At 54.5% G+C, this 13,916-nt stretch carries 16 protein-coding genes; all 16 read right to left on the bottom strand.

Features of this window, described 5'->3' with window-relative positions:
• Positions 1-111 carry a hypothetical protein gene (locus tag OR1_RS23265; protein WP_370543346.1) on the bottom strand — a complete coding sequence of 37 codons (111 nt, stop codon included), beginning with the start codon at positions 109-111 and terminating at the stop codon, positions 1-3.
• Positions 92-667, bottom strand: a complete 576-nt coding sequence (locus OR1_RS09630) for a flagellar hook assembly protein FlgD (protein ID WP_237754268.1) — start codon at positions 665-667, stop codon at positions 92-94. The genes OR1_RS23265 and OR1_RS09630 overlap by 20 nt, the downstream gene beginning before the upstream one ends.
• A 13-nt stretch (positions 668-680) precedes the next feature.
• Positions 681-2,396 (bottom strand): flagellar hook-length control protein FliK, encoded by a 1,716-nt coding sequence (locus OR1_RS09635; protein WP_041971537.1) that lies wholly within the window; start codon positions 2,394-2,396, stop codon positions 681-683.
• A 195-nt stretch (positions 2,397-2,591) separates the two neighbouring features.
• Positions 2,592-3,134: a MotE family protein gene (locus tag OR1_RS09640; RefSeq protein ID WP_041971538.1), complete on the bottom strand. Its 543-nt coding sequence runs from the start codon at positions 3,132-3,134 to the stop codon at positions 2,592-2,594.
• Complete coding sequence (gene fliJ, locus OR1_RS09645; RefSeq protein WP_041971539.1) at positions 3,131-3,577, bottom strand: flagellar export protein FliJ; 447 nt, start codon at positions 3,575-3,577, stop codon at positions 3,131-3,133. The genes OR1_RS09640 and fliJ overlap by 4 nt, the downstream gene beginning before the upstream one ends.
• Before the next feature lie 42 nt (positions 3,578-3,619).
• Complete coding sequence (locus tag OR1_RS09650; RefSeq protein ID WP_041971541.1) at positions 3,620-4,963, bottom strand: FliI/YscN family ATPase; 1,344 nt, start codon at positions 4,961-4,963, stop codon at positions 3,620-3,622.
• Positions 4,960-5,787, bottom strand: a complete 828-nt coding sequence (locus OR1_RS09655) for a FliH/SctL family protein (RefSeq protein WP_082002890.1) — start codon at positions 5,785-5,787, stop codon at positions 4,960-4,962. Before OR1_RS09655 ends, OR1_RS09650 begins: the two co-directional genes overlap by 4 nt.
• Positions 5,771-6,763, bottom strand: a complete 993-nt coding sequence (gene fliG, locus OR1_RS09660; protein WP_041971542.1) for a flagellar motor switch protein FliG — start codon at positions 6,761-6,763, stop codon at positions 5,771-5,773. The genes OR1_RS09655 and fliG overlap by 17 nt, the downstream gene beginning before the upstream one ends.
• Positions 6,764-6,791: 28 nt before the next feature.
• Positions 6,792-8,375, bottom strand: coding sequence for a flagellar basal-body MS-ring/collar protein FliF (fliF, locus tag OR1_RS09665; RefSeq protein ID WP_041971544.1), 1,584 nt, complete (start codon positions 8,373-8,375; stop codon positions 6,792-6,794).
• A gap of 139 nt (positions 8,376-8,514) precedes the next feature.
• Positions 8,515-8,820, bottom strand: a complete 306-nt coding sequence (gene fliE / locus OR1_RS09670) for a flagellar hook-basal body complex protein FliE (RefSeq protein WP_041971545.1) — start codon at positions 8,818-8,820, stop codon at positions 8,515-8,517.
• Positions 8,821-8,846: 26 nt separating this feature from the next.
• Positions 8,847-9,284 carry a flagellar basal body rod protein FlgC gene (gene flgC, locus OR1_RS09675; protein WP_041971546.1) on the bottom strand — a complete coding sequence of 146 codons (438 nt, stop codon included), beginning with the start codon at positions 9,282-9,284 and terminating at the stop codon, positions 8,847-8,849.
• 37 nt (positions 9,285-9,321) lie between these two features.
• Positions 9,322-9,750, bottom strand: a complete 429-nt coding sequence (gene flgB / locus OR1_RS09680) for a flagellar basal body rod protein FlgB (protein ID WP_041971547.1) — start codon at positions 9,748-9,750, stop codon at positions 9,322-9,324.
• A gap of 146 nt (positions 9,751-9,896) precedes the next feature.
• Positions 9,897-11,987, bottom strand: a complete 2,091-nt coding sequence (locus OR1_RS09685; RefSeq protein ID WP_041971548.1) for a tetratricopeptide repeat protein — start codon at positions 11,985-11,987, stop codon at positions 9,897-9,899.
• Positions 11,987-13,024, bottom strand: coding sequence for a response regulator (locus OR1_RS09690; RefSeq protein WP_041971549.1), 1,038 nt, complete (start codon positions 13,022-13,024; stop codon positions 11,987-11,989). Before OR1_RS09690 ends, OR1_RS09685 begins: the two co-directional genes overlap by 1 nt.
• Positions 13,025-13,040: 16 nt before the next feature.
• Entirely contained in the window at positions 13,041-13,547 is a 507-nt protein-coding gene (locus OR1_RS09695) for a chemotaxis protein CheX (RefSeq protein WP_041971550.1), read from the bottom strand.
• Positions 13,544-13,906 (bottom strand): response regulator, encoded by a 363-nt coding sequence (locus OR1_RS09700; RefSeq protein WP_041971551.1) that lies wholly within the window; start codon positions 13,904-13,906, stop codon positions 13,544-13,546. Before OR1_RS09700 ends, OR1_RS09695 begins: the two co-directional genes overlap by 4 nt.
• Positions 13,907-13,916: the final 10 nt, after the last annotated feature.

Raw genomic sequence — 13,916 nt, forward strand, 5'->3', positions numbered from 1 at the left:
TCAAGCTCCTTTCACTTTAATCACACTGCTCAACGGTACGCTTACACCGTTGACTGTAAGAAGAGGGGTCGTTCCGTCAAGAGCGACTCCTTCAACACGCCCCTGAATCATCGGGGTACCGTAAAACTGCTTCCCATTCGCATCCGTTGCGGTGACCGAAACGGAGTAGATTCCAGGCAGAAGGGTCTCCCCGTTTTTCACCCTTACCATCCCAGACAAGGCTGCCATCGCCTGCGGCAGATTCACCCTTGGCAAAGGTTTTCACCAGTTTGCCGGCAGCATCAGTTACCTCCACCAGGACCGTTTTTGCCCCTGCAGGAAGATTATAGGCAATGGTCGGCTGCTGACCGGCCGTCAGGCTGATCTGATCCCCTTGGGCCAGTATGGTGGTACCCAGGAACGATACTGCTCCGAGGTTATTGCTGCTGTTCTGGGCATTAATAAGACTCTGCAGGTTGCTGTTGGTGTTGTAGGCCTGCTCAACCTGGGTAAGCTGCGCCAGCTGCCCGAGAAACTGGGTACTGTCCATGGGGTTGAGCGGGTCCTGGTTCTGCATCTGTGTTATGAAAAGCTTCAGGAAATCGTCCTTGTTCATGCCGGTGGCCTTTTTCATTGCCGCCGCCCCTGAAGCCGAGTCGGTTGCTGCTGTTGTTGCATTGATCGCCATATCTTCACCTCCTTTACATCATCATGTCGAGCAGGGCGTCGCCTCGCGACTGCCAAGCTACCGGACCGGACTGGTCCAGTTCAGCGGTCCGGCCCATCAGCCAGCCGGACTGGCGGGGAGCAACGTACTGCTGCTCCTGCTGCCGCCCTTCCCGGAACCCCTGGTTGAAGAACTGCCTGTTTCCCGTGGAGACATCGAACTGCTTCATCTCGATGTTCTGGCGGGCGAGCGACTCTTTCAGGCTCCCGAGATTTTCCATCAAGGCGTCTTTTACTGTCCTGTTTTCTGCAACGATTTCAACACGGAGACGCTGGTCTTCCATCCTTACGCTGATCTTGAGCTCTCCCAGTTCAGCCGGGTTAAGCCTGATGGTAACCTGACCATTCTCCTGCATCACCCTGTGCTCGGCCAGTTTTTCCCGTACCTGGCTGACAATCTGCTCAGATGATACCGGTTTGCGGGCATCTTCCGCTACCGCACTATCGGCCGAGGCCTGCTGCTTCCCATCCGCAGCTAAGACAAAAATCGCCTCCGCTCTCGACTGTTCATGTTTTGCCGCTGTTTCCGGCTCCAGCTTGGCGACTGCCGGTTTTACAAGTTCCTGCACCGACGCCTCTTCCCGCACTACCACTTCGATTGCCGCAGAGTCCAAATGGTTCTGCGCTTGCACTGCGGGCGCCTCCTCAACCACCGGCGACGGTACAGCAGCCGGGTGAATCTGAACCGCTGCATTCTGAGCCTTCACATACTTTGGCTGCTGTTCCGGAACTGCTGTATCGGCAGCATTCTGCGCCATTACGGTCTTCGGCTGCAGTTCCTTAACTGCTGTATCGGCAGCGTTCTGCGCCTCAACATATTTCGGATGAACTTCAGTTGTGTTACCTACGTTCTTTGTCTCAGGAACGACAAAGGACTCCATAGATGTTCCCGGCTGGCTCTGGCCGGCTTTATCCTCCGCGCCAAGACTTTCCGGCAGCTGCGACTTTTCGTTCCCCTGCGTCCTGGCAACGATCACCGGCAACGCAACCGGAGTTTCGCCCTCCCCATCCCCCTTCTCGAGCTTCTGTTCCGGGGTCTGGCGGGGGACCTGCGCCAGCATGCCGTTAATTATGGCCAGCAGTGCTGCTCTCTGGCCGTCGGCGCCCTGCTCATCAGGCTTTGAATCAATGGCCTCTTGAGTAAGCCGTTCCAACAGTGACTCACTTTTCAATGCCTGTTGACCAGCGCCTTCCGGCAAGGTAACTGCCGGTTCGGGGATCTCGGTCCCTTCCTGACCAATCAGGGTCCGGAGCTGGGCAATCAGTTGCTCAACATCGGCAACCGGACGACCACCCTTCAGCTGTTGATTCAGCGCTTCCGAAGAGCCTTCCAGCCGGCTCTTCAACTCTGTCAGCAACTGCATTATTGACAGAGCCTTCCCCTCCTGGCCAGCCGCCATTCCGGTTGCGGTAAATTCAGCGGTTTCCGTCCCAGTTGCGGGGGATTCGGACAAAAGTGCCATCAAAGCCTTGATATTGGCCGTTTGGTCACCTTCGGCAACTGCCTGTTGCGTAAAAACAGGGAGTTGGTCCTGAAGCGAGGTCCCGAGAAGTGTTGCGAAAAGAAGAGATTTCCCGGAAGAATCGCCCGGCTGTCCGGGCTGTCCCAGCTGCCCGAAGGGTCCGTTTGCCGTTGCCGGCATTACGGGTGACTGCGTCATACTGCTCATCATCAATGTCATAACGTCCATTCTGTCTCACCTCCTTTCGTTGTGGGATAACGACAAAGTTAAAAGTTCATCTGCTGCGTTACGCTCGGGCTTCGTCACTGCGACGTACCGTACCGGTACGCCTCATTCCTCACCCCTCGCAAGCCTTGCAACTGGAGCTTCTTCCTTTGCCATAGATACATTATCAGTCAAAGGACTCGTAGCAAGTCCATCTGATTATTTAATAGCTCTCGGGCCGGTCTGAAGATTCTCCTTGATCCACTTCAACAGTCTGGGCTGGCTGATGTATTTGGCCAGCTTCAACACGGTTTTCTGATCATATCTTTCCAGTAACCCGATGGCGACCGGCTCATCAAGCTTGTCCATTATCTTTGCCGCCTCTTCGGGTCTCATCGCCTTCAGAAGCTTGAACATCTTCATGTATTTCGCGCTGGCCTGTTCCGCCTCTCTCTTCTTCTTTTCATTGAGGGTGGTTTCCAGCGCCTTCTGCGCGGCATTCAGTTCCTTGATCCTGGATTCAAGGCTTGCGGCGAGGCGGTTCAGCTCCTGTTCCTTTGCCGCCAGGGCAGCCTCTTTCTCCATCAACTGCTGCCGCCGTTTTTCCAGCCCCTGCAGCTCTTCTGCCGTGCTTTTAGGCTGGGTTTCCTGTTTTGCCGAGGCTCCTGACCCGGCTGCATCCGCAGGACGCAGATAGTTAATCCCTCCCGCGGCCATGACGATCAGAAGAAATACCGCACCTGCCATGCCCAACCTGGTCATGGCTTGAACCTGCCTTTTTTCTGGACGGATATTTCATCAATGAAATCTCGTTCCTTGATCGCCAGCGCCTCCTTCTCTGCAGCCACCTTTTTCTCCTTGAACGACTCAAGCACCTTTTTTTCCTTAGCAGCGATCAGCAACGTTTCCCGGCGTTCGGCAACCTTAAGGTCAAGCGTGTCCACCTCTTCACGCTGCTCTTTTATCACCTTGACCTTCCGATGGAAAAAATTGACATACATCAGTAATTCGCTGGCGTTGATTCCCTCTGACTGCTTGATCGCCAACTCCTCTGACACTCTTGCCGCGTGTTCTTCCTCCCGCTTCAGCCGCTCTTCGGCATGGTCCAGCTCCCTCTTGGCTTCGGCAAGCTCCAGGGACCGCGCCTTTTCCACTTCCTTTCGAAAATTCAATACCTGTTGGAGCTTGAACCCTCGCTTGTGCATGAATTATCTCCCAAGAATCCGCTCAGATCCGGCTCAAGGAGACTATGAGACGAAATCGGTCTCACTCCCCTGGGGGAAGATCGCATTCAGGTCCGCCAGCGCCTGTTCCATGCTGATGCCATCGTAAATATCCTGTTTGATGAAAGCGATCATCTCGTTCATCTTGGCGATGGCAGCATCGATTTTCGGATTGCTCCCCGATTTATAGGCTCCGATGTTGATCAGATCCTCGGACTGCCGGTAGGTTGCCAGCAACTCCTTGAATCTTCCGGCAAGCTTTTGATGCCCCCTGTCCGTAACATCGTTCATAACCCTGCTGGCGCTGTGCAGGATATCGATAGGCGGATAGATATTTCTCGCCGCCAGCTCTCTTGAAAGCGTGATATGGCCATCCAGGATGCTGCGCATGGAATCGGAGATCGGTTCGTTAAAGTCATCCCCTTCAACCAGAACGGTATACAGGCCGGTTATGTTCCCGTTCCGGAAATTCCCGGTCCGTTCAAGCAGTTTTGGCAGGGCGGCAAACACCGATGGCGTGTACCCCTTCGTTGTAGGTGGTTCGCCAATGGCAAGACCGACTTCTCGCATGGCCATGGCAAAACGGGTCGCAGAGTCCATCATCAGGAGAACCTTCTTCCCTTTGGACTGGAAATATTCCGCGATGGTAGTGGCAATATATGCCCCGCGCATCCGGACCAGCGGCGGCTGATCCGATGTGGCGACAACCACGACGGATTTCTGCAGCCCATCGGCCTGCAAATCCTTTTCTATGAACTCCCGGAGTTCCCGTCCGCGCTCCCCGATCAGTGCAATGACATTGATGTCGGCCTCGGTATACCGGGCTATCATCCCCAGCATGGTCGACTTGCCGACCCCGGAGCCGGCCATGATACCGACCCGCTGCCCCTGTCCGCAGGTCAGAAGACCGTTTATTGCCCTGATGCCGAGGTTCAGCGGCTTTCTGATCGGCTCCCGTTCAAGCGGGTTGACCGGAGTGGCGTAAATCGGGCACTCCTCTTCGGCGATAACAGGCCCTTTGCCGTCAATCGGCACGCCGAGACCGTCGATAACCCTGCCGAGGAGCCCCTGACCTACCTTCATCGAAGACTTCTGCCGCAGAACGGTTATCAGACTCCCTAATCCCACTCCCCGCAACTCTCCCAGCGGCATGAGCAGTGTCTTGTTGTCGCGGAAACCAACAACTTCCGCCGGAATTGGGGGACCGTCAGCCGGATGGACCTCGCACAGGCTCCCGACTGAGGTATCCGGGCAGTACCCTTCGATTACCAGACCGACGACCTGCGTCACCTTGCCGTTGAAACGAATCAGCCGCATATCGTCCACAACTGCCAGGTATCTGGAAAAATCTATTGCCGGTTCGTTCATAGCCCCTGCTCCCCTGAGCTGTTAACGATCAAGGACTCCTGAGGTATGCCACGCTGCTCCATGCATCTGGCGAACACTTCGTCAAGCTGAGACTCGATACGGGCATCCACAGTGCCTGTCGGGGTTTCTACCAGGCAGCCGCCAAGCATGATCGAATCGTCGGGGGCCAAGGTCACCCGCCCCTCATCCGCCAGCACCCCGGAAAACGACTGACGATTGGCCATAACCGCCCTGTAATCGTCCGGGCTCAGACGTATGGTTATTCTGTCCTGCTCCGAACAACAACTTACTGTCGCTGCAATGATATTGCCCAATATTGCCGGGTCCAGAGCGATCTCCTGCAGGATGATTTTCTTGGCCACCAGGCTTGAGAGCTTCAGCAGATCACTCTCGCTATCCCGCAAGACCCTTTCCCGCAAGGAAACAAGACTGTCCGCACCGTCCCTCAGTGCCCGGAAAACGTGCGCCAGTCCGCGCTCCGCAGCCTGCCGCCCTTCTTCAACCCCGCGCTGATATGCCTCTGTTAGCTGCGTCTGTAAATCTTCCTCGGCAACGTACAGCATCCCGTCCGGAATATCGGCGGCAACCGAGATTCCGGCATCGGTGGCGCCATCGCCTTCCGTTGCTTCAGCGTCTTCCTCATCATGCTCGGCGACATCGAGATGTTCGTTGAAAAAAAGCGGTTTAAACCCATCTGCTTCCAGATAAACCGGGGGAGATTCCTGTTCCTCCATGCCGGCGCCAATCAACGCCTCATAGTTCACGTTGCATATGGAACTCCCCTTGATGCTCCCCTTCTTGATCACCCTAGACAAGGACGTCATCCCCGCCACGTCCGGCAATTACCACCTTGCCATCCTCTTCCATCTTGCGGACGATCTTGATGATTTCCGACTGAGCCTTTTCGACATCGGAAAGCCGGACCGGACCCATTACCTCCAGGTCTTCCTTTATCATTTCCGCGGCGCGGCTCGAAATGTTTCTGAACACCTTTTCCTTGACCTCTTCCGTAGATGCCTTCATGGCAAGGGTCAGGGTATCGTTTGAAATCTCCCGCATAATGGCCTGGATGGAGCGGTCATCCAGCTTGAAGATATCTTCGAACGTGAACAGGTGTTTTCTGATCACCTCTGCCAGCGGCGGATTCATCACATCCAGTTTGTCAAGGATATGCTTCTCCTTGCTTCTCTCCAGATGATTGAACATCTCGACGACTTTCTCGACGCCGCCGACCTTGAATCTCTGGACACCACCCATTGACGTCAGCTCCCGGCGAATGACATCGTCGATGTCATTAAGGACTTCAGGAGATACCTGATCAACATCGGCAATCCGGATCACAACCTCGGCCTGCAGGTCAACCGGGAGATGGCTTATGATCTCGCTCGTCTGTTTGGGGCGAAGCTTGGCAACGATTACGGCAATCGTCTGCGGATGCTCCTGGGACAGAAAGTTGGCAATGGTCTTGGCATCCATGCTCCCGAGAATATCTTCAATATCTCCGATATTTGCGGTATGCAGTTCTTGCAGCAACAACTCCGCTTTCTGCGGACCAAGGGCCTTTTCAAGGACTTTGCGCACATATTCATCGCCCTGGGCAAAGAAGCCGGCATCTGGACTAGTTATCACGTTGAATTCGTTGACAACGTCCTGGATGACCGTCATCGGCACATGTCCCAGATTTGCCATACTCTGGCTGATCTTTTTTATGTCATTGTCTTCCAGATGCGAAAAAACCTTACTGGTTGCTTCGCTCCCCACATATAGAAGAAGTATTGCCGCCTTTTCAGCACCTGTCATAAGGAATAACCCATCATTTCAAATAACTTCAGGACTCTTTTTTGTCGAGCCAGTTTTTTATCACCTGAGACGCCTGATATGATTCGGTTTTTACTTTCTCAATCAGTTCCATCTGGCTTGCCCCCTGAACCGCTAGCTGCTTCTGCTGCGAAGCGATCATCTCCCGAACCTTTTCTTCAACGTTCTCCTCGGGGACAAATGTGGTTCTGGGCATTCCTGCTTTCAAAGATTTCAACAGCGGCCTGATGACCAGGAACAGCAACGCAAAGAAACCGATGGCAATCAATACGTTTTTCAGCATCGAAAGAAACAGGGGGGCATTCCACCATTCGTCCTTAACGCCGCCGGCAGCATCCTCGGTATCCTGAAAAGGTATATTGGCAACCGTAACCTGATCGCCCCGCTCGGCACTGAAGCCGACCGCACTCTTTACCAGCGCCTCTATTTTCGTCAGCTCATCCGGCGTTCTGGGGGTATACTTGGGCTTGCCGGTTTTCCCATCCTTACCGGCAGCCGGGATATCATACTTCCCGTCAACCAGAATCGCTACAGAGACCTTTGCCAGCGAGCCGACCGGTTCGATTGTGCGCGCCGTCGAACGGCTGACTTCGTAGTTGAGGGTTTCATCGCTCTTGGAGTTACCCCCTGCTGCCTGGGGCTGGGTAGCAGGGGTCCTCCCCAGGTTTGTCTGCACACCCGGCACACCGGTCAGTGCGCCACTCCCCCCCTTTTCCTCGCTCCGCTGCTCACTTCTGACCGCTGCAGACTCGGGGTCATAACGCTCCTCGAATTTCTCCACCTGCTTGAAGTTGAACGATGCCGAAACCCTTGCCACTGACTTGCCGGAGCCGACCACCTTATCCAGCAGGGATTGCAACCGGTCTTCGGTACTCTTCTCAAACGACCTCTGGGTCTCCTGCATTGTCGCCGACATCTTGGCCGTGGCGTCCCCCGGACCGCCACGGGAAAGGATCTTACCCTTACCGTCAAGAACAGTCACATGTTCGGTGTCCAGCCCCTCCACCGACGCGGCAACCAGATGCACAACCCCCTGCACGTCAGCTTCCTTAAGAGACCGTCCCCCCTTTATCTTAAGCACCACGGAAGCGGTCGGGGGTTTTTCGGCGTCCTTGAACAGGCTTTTTTCCGGAATTGCCAGGTGCACCCGGGCCTGTTCGACACCGGCCAGTTGCGATATGGTCCGGGAAAGCTCTCCCTGCAGTGCCCTCTGGTAGTTGAGCTTCTGCACGAATTCGGTCATCCCGAAGTTTTTCCGGTCAAAGATCTCGTATCCGACCCCGCCCCCCTGAGGAAGCCCTTCAGAGGCGAGCGTGAGCCGCAGGTCGTAGACCTTTTCGGCCGGGACCAGTATGGCCTTCCCGTCCGCAGATAGGCGATACGGCACCTTCTGGTCCTTCAATTTTTTGACTATCTCGCCGGCATCCTCAGTGGTCAGATTGGCAAAAAGAGGCTTGTAATCGGTCCTGTTGGCCACGATTATCAATACCGCAAAGGCAGCGATCGAGAGCCCGACTATCCCGCCCACGAGCCAGCGCTTGGCAGGCGGCAGGGCAAGAAAAGGTTCAATAAATTTTTTGATATTATCTGGCATCGATTACTCTGTTAATGAATTAGCCTCGCTCTCTAACGCCGCTCGAACGCTAGCGCTGCAATAAGCTTTAGACGCAAGACAAGCAAAAAGTCACGGGGACATTACCAAAGGTTGAGAGCAGCAACCTTCGCGCTACCATTCAGACCGGCATCCGCATGATTTCCTGATAGGCCTCAACGGCCTTGTTCCTGACCTGGGTCATAAACTGAAAGGAGATGCTTGCTTTCTCCATGGCAATCATGACCTCGTGCAACGATTTCGTCTCACCGGTTACGAGTTGCTGGACCGCCTGGTCAGACTCGACCTGCGTACTGTTGACCTTTTCCATCATCTCCCCGAGAAACTTGCTGAACCCCTCTGACGGAGAAGCTGCCGGAGACGAAACAGCTGCAGAGGGAAAGGCTTTGCCGATCCCGAATCCGCTTTCAATAGCCTTGATTTCCATTGATTACTCCTGATTACTGTTTATTACTATCGCCCGATTTCCAGGGTTTTCATCGCCATGCTCTTTGCAGCCTGGGAGGCAGTGATATTGGCCTCATAGGCCCTGGTGGCGGCAATCATGTCCGCCATCTCCTCCACGACATTCACGTTGGGATAAGCGACATAACCCTGGGCATCGGCATCCGGATGCGAAGGATCATACTGCATCCTGGGGGGATTCCGGTCTTCAACTATATCCACTACCTCGACGCCCATGGAACCTTTTTTGACAGCACTCTGCAGCGCGGAACCAAATGAAGTCGAAGGCGGGGAGGTGGCAAAAACCGCATCCTTCCTTTTGTATGGCCCCCCCTCCGGGGTCCTGGTCGCATTGGCATTGGCAATGTTGCCTGAAATGATGTTCATGCGGGTCCGCTCGGCAGTAAGGGCGGAAGAACTGATGTCCATAGATGTAAAGAAGTCCATATTCACCTCTCTCGTTACGGGTGCATCCCATTAGGGCCTACTGCCCCTTGATGGCAATTTTAAGCCCCTCGAACTTTTTGCTGATCATCTGCACCGAAGCATTATACAGAATCTGGTTTGTCGCCAGCTTTCCCATCTCCTGTTCAAGTTCGACCGCATTGCCGTCACGCCCGACTCCCGGAGCAGGGGTCTGGATTACCCTCCCCTCAACCGCAGCGATGGAACCGGCCTGCCCCTTCAGCGGAATATGACGGGGATGCGTCACTGCTTTACCGGTTGAACCCGCAGATTTTGCCGACTTCAAGGCATCCTTGAGTTCACCCTCAAAAGAAAGCGCCGCAGGAACAAAATTCGGTGTTTCCACATTGGCGAGATTGGCAGAAATCTGATTGTGGTTTTTCGCTCGCAGATCGATGCTTTTTCCAAGCAGCTCGATGGTATTGGCAAATATCCCCTCAATCGGCATAGTACCCCCTCCTTGTGTCAATGCCTTTGAGCAAAAGATATACCATCATATTTATTAAACGATATCAGTCAGTTGCAAAACAAAAAAGGCGCCCGGCATGGGCGCCCCAATATCATTTTTGACAAAAGCCATTTTTTTGACTCACCTCAAATATCGGCGCCGATTCTCTCTTTCCACTCCAGATCAGCCAGTTCCTGTGAAGCCAGTCGCTGCCAGACCGGGTCGCTCCCTTCCTGAACAATCTTTTGCCAGCTTTTTTTCGCGGCAGTTGTCTGTCCCTGCTTTTTGCTCAACTCGCCTATTCTGAACAGGAACCGGTCTCTTCCTTCCTGAGGTGCCTGCCCAAGGCCAGAAGTAAAATAGGCCATTGCTTTGGAATTGTTTCTGGAAGCCAGGCTGGACGAACCGGCGACAAAATAGGCATCAGCCAGTAATGGCGAAGCGATCCGCCGTTCATTTACCGCGGCAATGAACAGCTCCATGGCCCTGCCGGCCTGCGTGACATCCTTCCCCGCTTCAAAGGATTTCCCGAGGTAATAGTAGCTTTCCGGCTTGTCGGCCCTCTGCTTCGGATCCAGAAGGAAAGCGAGATCGGCCTTCACCGATTTCATATCCCCCTTACGGTATCCGATGTCGCCCAGCACTTCCCTGACACTCTTAGTGTCATTAAATAGCGGGAATCTGCGCACGAATTCCCGGCCGGTCGATTCCGCAACATCCCAGTCCGAAAGCGCAATCGAGTTCTCAAGCATTTTCCCGTAAAGGAACGGCGCCTGCTGTACCGCCCAATCACGCCGCACCAGGCGCCCGAAGAGCCGGTTCTCATCCTGTTTCAGCCCCAATTTGGTGAAGGATTGATCCAGATCGACAACGAAAGCAGGTTCGGACAGGCACTTGGCAAGATAGTCGGCATGGCGGTCCATAATCCTGACCATCTGCTCGGCATCACCGGAAGCCTTTAATTCCGAGTAGACTATCGGCATGAGGTCAAGGTGCATGGCGAGGGCCAGAGATGCCATAATCCCCCTCGGATACCGTTTTTCATAGTCGGCAACCACTGTCAGGGCATCAATGCCGCGGCCGAAAAGGGATTCAAGCAGTGCTGCCTTGAAAAACGCCTCTTCCCTCACGATGAAATCGCCGGAAACTCTTGCTATGCGCAGGTACTCATCCCTTAGTCCCTGGTAACCGTAACTGTCAATCTCCGGGAAACGCCTGTCGGCAAGTTTGAGAGCGGCATATACAGCCGCCTTGTTATCCGGGAAAAACCGGATGACATTGCCATAGATCACCCTGGATTCCGTCTCCTGCTTCTGCCGGGAAAGGATATCCGCCAGACGCACCAGCAATATTGGAGCTGTTTTCTTTTCGGCTTTGCTCGCTATCAGGCGGGAAAGGAGCCGCCTTCCCGCAGGGAGATCTCCCCCCCTGACAAGACAGTCGGCGTAGGCAAACTTGACATCGGCGCTCATGTCAAGAAACTGCGGCCAGATGCTTTCTGCGTACTTGAAGAGCTGAAGAGCGCGCTCGTATTCGAGCAGGCAGTAATATGCCTGGCCGCATCGGTATGCAGCCAGAGCCCTTATCCCGGAATCCTTCTGCATAAAGGCATTGAATATACCGACGGCATCTGAAGATTGCCCCTTGTAGATAGCGGCCTCACCCATCAGGAACTGCCGGGTTTCTTCTTCGCTCAACTGCGCCCGGAGCGACTGCTGATCGGTAGGCACAAAAGGGAGCTCTGACCTGATCGGCGGATCATACTCACGGACAAACTTCCCGGTCCCGGCCCAGATAGGTTCACGGCCGGCAAGCATAGGTGGAGCAGTGACAACATTCCGGAACCGCGGACCGATATCCAGCGTCAGTGTCTGCGAACAGCTGTCGAGCAGCCTCAACCCCTCGCCTGGACCGGTCATCCCCACGGTAACCTGAAGACGTTCTCCGCGTTGCGCGACCGTGATCCCTTTGACATGATGGTCGGCATAGTTCCTCAGACGGCGCAGCATGGGGGCATCGGCAAGGGGGAATGTAAGCTTCAGGCGGTTTCCGGGGAGTTCCGTTACAGAGTGGGGAGTTTCCCTGTCCAGCTGGAATATGAGGCGGGTGTAGTCCGGTCGCGGCTTTATGTCTATGCGGCGCAGACGCGAAGGAGTTTCAGCAGCGGAAACGATGGGATTCCCGATGACTGTCAGCGCCAGCGCCGCAAGAGATAATATGAATCTCCGCCGCGCCATCACGCAGCCTTCAGGAACCTGTTGACTTTTGTAACCAGTTCGTCGGCATCATAAGGCTTGAGAACAATATCCCGCGCCCCATACTTGAGTGCCTTTAACACTCCGGAGCGGGTCCATTGCGGCGCGCACATGATGATCGGGAGAGGAGCGTCCTGGTTCATGGCATTAATCTTGATACAGAGCGCCAGTTCGCGGTCCTCGGTATCGGCTACCCCCACAACTGCAACCCTGGCATTGTTCTGAGCGCATATCTCCCTGATGTCGGCCTTTAACGAAGCAGCCACCACATTCATACCGGCGGCACACAACGACTGCCTGACATTCTCGCGAACCTGCTCGTCGTCTTCCAGCAGCAGTATGATTGCCTCTGCCTCGGGGACAGCTCCGGCAGCGGGCGCACTGGCTGTTTCAGCTCCGGCGGCAGCGGCTCCGGCATCGGCAGCAACAGGTTCGGGTTCGGCAGCGGGCGGCTCGATCTGGTGTGCAAGCTCAACGGGCATCAGGATGTTGAGCCGGTCCATCTCCAGCCCTTCCATATTCAGCTGGGCACGGAAAAGTACATACTCTCCGGTGGGGATCGGCTCTTCGTCCGACATCTCATCGACACCGGGGATGAATTTTTTCGGGGAATTCAGCTTGAGATGGATCTTCTTCGGCAGTGACGGTTTGAGCACGGAATTGAATGAGCCGATTATCTGGTTCATTATTTCGCCGAAGGCATCGATATCATCCGGCTCCATTATGGCCAGTCTGCGTTTTTCGTTGACCCGTGCGGGCGGGATCCCCAACAGGAGACCGCTGAGCAGAATTGCGTCCCTGAGGGAAAAGATCATGTAGAACTGGCCGGAATACTCTTCCCTAGCCTCTACGTTCGCAACAAAGATGGCGTCATCACTATCGGAGAAATAGGTTATTTTATTGGTAGTTACACTATCGCTTTCATCTATGGTGAGCTGCTGTCCAAGCAGCATGCTGCTCTCCTCCCCTGTCTGGGTAAGGGCAGCATCCATCATATCTTTTAGTTTGACTTGACTCATGGGCACTCTGCAGCTTTCAGGATTCCTTGCTCAACTTGAGGCCGACCAGGAACCTCGCATCTTCAAAAGTAAACGGGATTATAACACAATCGCTGTCAGTCATGGCATTTATCGTGTATTCTTCGCCGGAGATAACCGTAGGGATCGAAAGACTGATGTCAAGCCCGCCCTTGGAAAGGATCTGCTTGACATATCCCCCGAGCATGTTGGCAATCTCCCCGAGCGCGTCGTTCACATCTTCACCGACCTCGTCAACATCCATTCCCAGCATGTTGGAGGTAATTCTCATGGCAAACGGCTTGGGGCAATGGATGGAGAGTATCCCGGTATATTTCCCGGCAAGTCCGACCATTCCGGTTATGCTGCACTGAAAATGGGTCACCGGCTCCGACAGAGGGAGAGAATCGGCAACGTCCATCATTACCATGGTATTGAACACTTCCTTTGTGGCGTGAATCACATAACCCTTGAGATCGTCTTCCTGCAGATGGGCTGCCTGTGAAACATTCAGATTAAGTGTCATAGCAGCCCTCCGAGTCTTTCGTTGAGCTGTTCAGGGGTAAACGGTTTCTTGATACTGTCGCTGGCGCCGCTGTTCATGGCTTCCTTGAGAATATCCTCGCCACCTTCGGTGGTGATCATGACAATCGGAACCTTGTTGCCGTTGGCGCGAACCGCCTTGATGAACTCCAGCCCGTCCATGTTGGGCATATTGATGTCGGACAGGATCAGATCAACCTTGTTGCCCGACAGGGCGTTAAGGCCTTCAATGCCGTCGCCCGCCTCGAAGATGTCGTCTACCGGTAAACCGGCCTGACGCAGGGATCTGGATATGATTTTTCTCATTGTTGATGAATCGTCTACGATCAGTACGTTGGCCATTTGGAACTCC

Source organism: Geobacter sp. OR-1, from assembly GCF_000813145.1.
Classification (GTDB): Bacteria; Desulfobacterota; Desulfuromonadia; order Geobacterales; family DSM-12255; genus Geoanaerobacter.

Excerpts from the sequence above, each read along its gene's own strand:
- OR1_RS09650 (WP_041971541.1), bottom strand. The coding sequence starts at position 4,963 with ATGAACGAACCGGCAATAGATTTTTCCAGATACCTGGCAGTTGTGGAC.
- OR1_RS09655 (WP_082002890.1), bottom strand. The coding sequence starts at position 5,787 with ATGACGTCCTTGTCTAGGGTGATCAAGAAGGGGAGCATCAAGGGGAGT.
- OR1_RS09690 (WP_041971549.1), bottom strand. The coding sequence starts at position 13,024 with ATGAGTCAAGTCAAACTAAAAGATATGATGGATGCTGCCCTTACCCAG.
- OR1_RS09685 (WP_041971548.1), bottom strand. The coding sequence starts at position 11,987 with ATGGCGCGGCGGAGATTCATATTATCTCTTGCGGCGCTGGCGCTGACA.
- OR1_RS09630 (WP_237754268.1), bottom strand. The coding sequence starts at position 667 with ATGGCGATCAATGCAACAACAGCAGCAACCGACTCGGCTTCAGGGGCG.
- fliF (WP_041971544.1), bottom strand. The coding sequence starts at position 8,375 with ATGCCAGATAATATCAAAAAATTTATTGAACCTTTTCTTGCCCTGCCG.
- OR1_RS09640 (WP_041971538.1), bottom strand. The coding sequence starts at position 3,134 with ATGACCAGGTTGGGCATGGCAGGTGCGGTATTTCTTCTGATCGTCATG.
- fliE (WP_041971545.1), bottom strand. The coding sequence starts at position 8,820 with ATGGAAATCAAGGCTATTGAAAGCGGATTCGGGATCGGCAAAGCCTTT.
- OR1_RS09695 (WP_041971550.1), bottom strand. The coding sequence starts at position 13,547 with ATGACACTTAATCTGAATGTTTCACAGGCAGCCCATCTGCAGGAAGAC.
- OR1_RS23265 (WP_370543346.1), bottom strand. The coding sequence starts at position 111 with ATGATTCAGGGGCGTGTTGAAGGAGTCGCTCTTGACGGAACGACCCCT.
- fliG (WP_041971542.1), bottom strand. The coding sequence starts at position 6,763 with ATGACAGGTGCTGAAAAGGCGGCAATACTTCTTCTATATGTGGGGAGC.
- OR1_RS09635 (WP_041971537.1), bottom strand. The coding sequence starts at position 2,396 with ATGGACGTTATGACATTGATGATGAGCAGTATGACGCAGTCACCCGTA.
- flgB (WP_041971547.1), bottom strand. The coding sequence starts at position 9,750 with ATGCCGATTGAGGGGATATTTGCCAATACCATCGAGCTGCTTGGAAAA.
- OR1_RS09700 (WP_041971551.1), bottom strand. The coding sequence starts at position 13,906 with ATGGCCAACGTACTGATCGTAGACGATTCATCAACAATGAGAAAAATC.
- fliJ (WP_041971539.1), bottom strand. The coding sequence starts at position 3,577 with ATGCACAAGCGAGGGTTCAAGCTCCAACAGGTATTGAATTTTCGAAAG.
- flgC (WP_041971546.1), bottom strand. The coding sequence starts at position 9,284 with ATGGACTTCTTTACATCTATGGACATCAGTTCTTCCGCCCTTACTGCC.